This is a genomic window from Brachyspira sp. (assembly GCF_050873525.1).
Classification (GTDB): Bacteria; Spirochaetota; Brachyspiria; order Brachyspirales; family Brachyspiraceae; genus Brachyspira.
Map to the genome: position 1 here is coordinate 1 of NZ_JBNMIZ010000165.1, position 5,932 is coordinate 5,932.

A 5,932-nucleotide genomic window follows, 5' to 3' on the forward strand; every position below is an offset into this window, starting at 1 on the left:
CTTTTATTATGTTTAATAGTAAAATAATAAAAGATTGATATTGCAGTCAATATTAATCCAAAAATCTCATTTTATATATAAAAGGAGAAGAATTGTGAAACTCCCAAAAGTCAATGATTTAGGCTTTTTCGAGATACGTCTCGAAAGTATAGGCGGAATGGGCGCGAACAGCGCGGGAAAAATGCTTGCAGATGTAGGCGTTTTATCTCAAGGCTATAACGGCGCCGCATTCTCAAGTTACGGTTCCGAAAAGAAAGGTTCGCCCGTTAAATCTTTCGTTAGATTTGCGGATTCGGAAACTGCGGTTAGAGTTAATTCTACCGTTGAAGAACCTCATGTAGTCGCGGTTTTCCATATGAATCTTTTGAAAAACCCGATGACATTAATGGGCGTTAAAGATGACGCGATAGTTATTTTTAATACCAACATGTCTCCAAAAGAAGCGAGAGATTTCGCTAAACTTCATGGAGGAAAAGTAGTTTGTGTGGACGCTATTAAAATTGCGGGCGATTTGCATCTTCCTTCGCAAGCCGCCAACACCATCATTATGGGCGCTATGATTAAACAGCTTCCGTTTATAGAAAAAGAACTGTTTGAAAAGCAAATTAGAAAACAGTTTGACGGCAAAAAGCCCGAATTGGTAGAGCCGAATGTAGAGGCGTTTAGAAGAGGATACGATGATTCCGTAGAGGAAATGTTCGCTCCAGAAGATAAATACCCTTATATTCCTTACAAAAAACCAGAACCAGTTTACGGCAAAAATAATCAGCTAACGGGCGGTTATATCAGCGCTGCGGGAAACAGCACTTTGAAAGATTTGCAAGTTACAAGAACGGGTAAAATTCCCGTATTCAATCCCGCAAATTGTATAGACTGCGCTCAATGCGAATGCGTATGTCCAGATTTATGCATAGTATGGGAAAGAGGTCCCGACAGGAAAAAACCAGAAGTTACCGCTATGAATATGATGGGCATAGACTATCAATACTGTAAAGGTTGTTTAAAATGCGTTAGAGCCTGTCCTAAAGGTCCTTATGCTCCTAAACCTTTGGAGAAAGACCAGCAGGCTTTAAGAATCGAATTGGAAGTAGATTTCGATGTGGATAAATTAACCTACAGTCGTTATAAGAAAAACAAATAAGGAGCGTATAAATGGCTAATAAATACAAACTTGCTGAACAAGAAAATATACTTGAAAGTGGTAATGAACTTGCAGCCATAGCGGCCGCTCAAATCAATTATCATGTAATGGGTTATTACCCAATAACGCCTTCCACTCAAATAGCGGAATATTTGGACGAAATGAAGGCTAACGGACGCCACAAGGTATGTATGATACCTGGGGACGGAGAACATGGAGCGGCTGGTATCTGTTATGGAGCTACCACGGCTGGAGGACGCGTATTCAACGCTACAAGCGCAAACGGACTCCTATTTGCGATGGAACAGCTTCCCGTTCAATCTGGAACTCGATTCCCAATGGTATTGAATGTGGTAAATAGAACGGTTTCTGGACCTTTGGATATTAAATGTGACCAGTCGGATATAATGATGGCGCTTAATACGGGATGGGTTATAATAATGGCTCATACGACTCAAATGGTTTATGATTTCAATATTTTGGCTTTGAAGATTGCCGAAAGAGCGAAACTTCCAATAATAGTTTCTTCGGACGGATTCTTTACTTCTCACCAAAAGAAGAAAGTTCAATTATTCAAAAATGACGGCGATGTTCAAAACTTTTTAGGAAAATATACTCCAGAAGTTACATCCGTTGAGCCGACTAAAAATCCCGTTACAATCGGACCTTACATGAACGAAGACGAACTAACGGGAAGCAAATTGCAGTTGTCTCAAGCATTGGAAGACGCTCGCCCAATAATACTCGATGTATTCGAAGAGTTCGCTCAATTATCTGGCAGAAAATACGAACCAATAGAAACTTATAAAATGGATAATGTCGATGTCGCTTTAATGGTTTGCGGAAGCGCTTACGAAACGGCGACTTTGGCGGTAGACGAACTTACAAAAGAAAATCCTAAACTTAAAATAGGAGCTTTTGCAATATCTCAAATTCGTCCTTTCCCTGAAAAAGAACTTCAAAAACTATTGGCAAATGTTAAAGTTGTAGTTGTCGGCGACAGACAAGACAGTTATTCTGGTATGGGCGGAAACATGTCTACGGAAATAAGAGCGGCTTTGAAAAACGACCCTAATAATAAAACGACTATAGTAAGCAGAGTTTATGGACTCGGCGGAACGGAATTCCCGTTGGATAGCGCTAAAAAATTATTCCAAGCGGGCATAGACGAACTTGCGAAAGCTGGAAGCGTTAAAAAGCATGACTATTTGGAACAATATATGGGACATGCGGGCGTTGAAATGAAACCTATACATGAACCATTAACTATAGAAAGTCAAAAATCTGGAATAACCGTAACGATGAACGAACAGACTAAAAAACTCGATGTTAAAGTTCCTCCTTTGAGAGAGTTAACGGGCAAGGCTTATCGTTATGCTCAAGGACATGGCGCTTGTAACGGATGCGGTATATTCTCTGGAATAAATACTTTCATGAAAGGTATAGAAGGTTCGGTTGTTCTTTTAGTTCATACGGGATGTTCGATGGTTGTAACTACGGGTTATCCTTACAGTTCATACAGAACTACTTATGTCCATAACCTATTCCAAAACGGAGCGGCTACTCTTTCGGGTATAGTGGAAATGTATCATGAGCGAAAAAGAAGAGGCGAAATAGACGGACCTGAAGACCCTACATTTATAATGGTTACTGGAGACGGCGGACATGATATAGGTATGGGACCTTCTATTGGAGCGGCTATTAGAAACCATAAAATGATAATACTCGAATACGATAACGAAGGCTATATGAATACTGGAAACCAATTATCATTCTCTACTCCATTGGGACATAGAACTTCAACCTCGAATGTCGGTAAAGCTGAAGTCGGAAAACAATTTAGCCATAAAGATGTGGCTCAAATATTCGCTGGCTGTCATATTCCATATATCGCCACTGGCTGCGAATCTTATCCTTTGGATTTGGTAAAAAAAGCGGCTAAAGCTCAATGGTATGCGAATAATCATGGAACGGCATTCGTTAAACTTTTGATAGCATGCCCTTTAAACTGGAAATCTCCAGACGACATGGGTAAAGATGTTATTAAAGCGGCGGTTGATACCTGCTTCTTCCCTCTATACGAAGTCGAACATGGAGTAACTACCATAACGAATATGATAGCGGACGATAAAAAATTACCAGTAGAAAAATGGCTTGAAATGATGGGAAAAACGAAACATCTTTTGAAACATCCCGATATACTCGGAGCTTTCCAAAAAGAAGTCGACAGAAGATGGACTCGCTTAAAAGCTATGCATGAAAGCCCAGTTCTATAATAATTAGAATTGTTTAATAAAAACGCTTGCGTATTTAATCAAATATGCAGGCGTTATTTTTATTTTAAATCAAATCTCTTTGACAAATAAAAATATTTTTTTATAATATAGTTTATGATAAATTAGAGGTTTAGGTTTATATATGAATAAAAAATTTTTTGCTTATATAGAATACGATAAAGAGAGCGAAGTTTATGTAGGTTATATTCCTTCGGTAAACGGAGCGCATACTCAAGCCGACACATTGGAAGAGCTTAATATAAAATTAAAAGAAGTTTTGGATTTATGCCTCGAAGAAATGAATACGGATGATATTAATAATATTCCAGAATTTATTAAAGTCGAAGAGATAGAATATGTATGAGCAGGCTAATATTAAAAGACGCCAAAACTATAGAAAAACTTTTATTAATGTTGGGATTTGTAAAAAAGAGACAAAAAGGAAGCCATGCATTCTATAAACATATTGACGGAATAAGCACTGTTATTCCTTTTCATTCAAATAAAAATATAGCTCGTCCATTATTAAGAAAAATATTAAGTGAGATTTCTCTTGAGATAGACGAATATAACGATTTAATCGAAAAACTTTAATCTATAAAGTATTTAACTTATTTGTAAATAAAAAAATAAATTCCCACAAATTTTATTAACCACAATAAAAAAATCAAAATGATAAATTTAATTTCCAACCTCACTAATTAAAATAAAAATCCATCCAACAAAACCGCATCAACTTCTAAACTAATCAATTTAAAATAAAACAGCGTCCTCCGTTCGCAACACACGAAGAACGCCGAATTATAGTGAAAAATTTAAGAAAGATTGCAAATTAATTACTTTTATAAAGTAAGTCAAATTCGTTCTTTTTTCTACCGAGAAAAAAGAACCAAAAAAGGCGGTTTCTTTTTGTAAAAAGAAACAAAAACAATTTTGTTAGTATTTGATAGCCCAATCTTTATGGGATTGTCTATTTCTTTTAAATTTTCTTCTTTTTAGCAACGGGAGTTTTACTCCCTTGTTTCTGAATATTTAGCCTTCATAATATTCATTATTTTAAATAACCCATTTTCAAAATCTGCACGGAGTTGTTTTTTTGTCCACTTTTTTTGACAAAAAAAGTGGTAGTTTTTTGGTTCTTTTTTGCTATCAAAAAAGAACACCAACTTTTGACTTTCTTTATCAAAGAACAATTTTAATTAAAATATTAGCGCCTCCACTCGCAATAGATGAAGACACTAATATATTTTTACCTTTTAACCTATAGTCATCGCCGAGCCTTATTTACTCGTCATTGCGAGGCTATTGCCGAAGCAATCCACACTGTATAGATTGCTTCATTTCATTCGCAATGACAATCTCATTAAAGCGCCGGCAAATACCAAGTTATACCCGTAGCAGCGTTAAAACCTAAATAGTTTTTGCTTGAAACTGAAACATTTTTATTATTAGGACTTTCTTCTGTGCCTATATTAACAGAACCTGAACTACCCAAATTGCCAATTTCCGCTTCAAAATACCATTCGAGGTTTTTCAAAGGAGTTACATAAATCTCTCCGTAAACGCCGTATGCTAAACTTATGCTATCTTTAGTATTTTTGGATGTAGAACCGTTTACTTTAAGTCCCAAAGATGGCTCTAAATAAAGCGAAACTATATCGGAGTTTGCCGTGAGTCCCAACGCTGGAGTTATCATTAATTGATATGGGTTTTTATCATATTTTGTAGCATTTTCTTCTAAAATAGAAGGAGTTTTGCTATTATCTTTAAGTATTGTAATAGCTTGAATACTCGTGTTAGTATGATTTTTACCCAATGCCGTATCAAATTTAACTTTAATTATAGGATTAAGGGCGACTTCTTCAACGATAGAACCGAAGAACAATCTAAAATCAAATCCGAAAGTTTCGGCTTTTTGTTTAGTTGTAACATCCGATTCTTTAGATTCGGTGCTATAGTTACCGTATCTCAAATATAATCGAACTTGTGGCAACATATCCAAACCAGTATAATATCTGATTTGCGAATCCAAACTTACGGATGTTCTTTTAGTCGTATTTCCGTTTTCATACTTATCATTAAAAGCTACGACTTGAATAGGAACTGCAATTCTCAATGCATTATCCAAAGCGTTCAAAACCAAAACTGGCGTATGTCCTAATAATACTGACGCTTTTCCATTATACTTTCTTATCATATCGCCGAAAGATATCGAATAACCTACGCCGACTCCGATTAAAGAGGAAGTATAACCTATTCCCATTGAAATATTAGGAATAAACTTTGCATATTGAGTATCCGCCATTTCTGCTCCAAAAGTTCCGCCATTGGCTGTGCCTGTATAAGTTTGGAGCATATCGCCGAACGAATAAGGATTGTCGAACCCGAAAGTTCCCTTGATTGTGTCATTTCCGAGCGTGAAGCCGAGTTGGTCTAATCTCGCTCTGAACTGATTGCCGTGCGTGAGGAAGAATATCCAATCCGTATCAACCCCATACATACCAAAAACGCTTGC

At 36.6% G+C, this 5,932-nt stretch carries 5 protein-coding genes; 4 read left to right on the forward strand and 1 reads right to left on the reverse strand.

The genetic code is table 11. The features are described from left to right. Window positions 1–94 precede the first annotated feature (94 nt). The 4 genes from ACR0QS_RS10110 to ACR0QS_RS10125 all read left to right on the forward strand — a co-directional run bounded on the left by ACR0QS_RS10110 (window position 95) and on the right by ACR0QS_RS10125 (window position 4,011). The gene (locus ACR0QS_RS10110; RefSeq protein WP_432633324.1) at window positions 95–1,141 is read left to right on the forward strand and encodes a 2-oxoacid:acceptor oxidoreductase family protein; all 1,047 of its coding nucleotides are present in this window, start codon (window positions 95–97) and stop codon (window positions 1,139–1,141) included. A gap of 11 nt (window positions 1,142–1,152) precedes the next feature. After that, window positions 1,153–3,417, forward strand: a complete 2,265-nt coding sequence (locus ACR0QS_RS10115; RefSeq protein ID WP_432633325.1) for a thiamine pyrophosphate-dependent enzyme — start codon at window positions 1,153–1,155, stop codon at window positions 3,415–3,417. A gap of 142 nt (window positions 3,418–3,559) precedes the next feature. Next, on the forward strand, window positions 3,560–3,781 hold the full coding sequence (locus ACR0QS_RS10120) for a type II toxin-antitoxin system HicB family antitoxin (RefSeq protein ID WP_432633326.1): 222 nt from the start codon (window positions 3,560–3,562) through the stop codon (window positions 3,779–3,781). Further along, window positions 3,778–4,011 carry a type II toxin-antitoxin system HicA family toxin gene (locus ACR0QS_RS10125; RefSeq protein WP_432633327.1) on the forward strand — a complete coding sequence of 78 codons (234 nt, stop codon included), beginning with the start codon at window positions 3,778–3,780 and terminating at the stop codon, window positions 4,009–4,011. Before ACR0QS_RS10120 ends, ACR0QS_RS10125 begins: the two co-directional genes overlap by 4 nt. A gap of 769 nt (window positions 4,012–4,780) precedes the next feature. On the opposite strand, the gene ACR0QS_RS10130 is transcribed toward ACR0QS_RS10125, so the two are convergent. Beyond that, window positions 4,781–5,932: cell surface protein (locus tag ACR0QS_RS10130; RefSeq protein WP_432633328.1), on the reverse strand; the 1,152-nt coding region annotated here is incomplete at its 5' end.

Bases quoted from the DNA above. Each gene is read 5' to 3' on its own strand.
- ACR0QS_RS10125 (WP_432633327.1), top strand. From the start codon at position 3,778: ATGAGCAGGCTAATATTAAAAGACGCCAAAACTATAGAAAAACTTTTA.
- ACR0QS_RS10120 (WP_432633326.1), top strand. From the start codon at position 3,560: ATGAATAAAAAATTTTTTGCTTATATAGAATACGATAAAGAGAGCGAA.
- ACR0QS_RS10115 (WP_432633325.1), top strand. From the start codon at position 1,153: ATGGCTAATAAATACAAACTTGCTGAACAAGAAAATATACTTGAAAGT.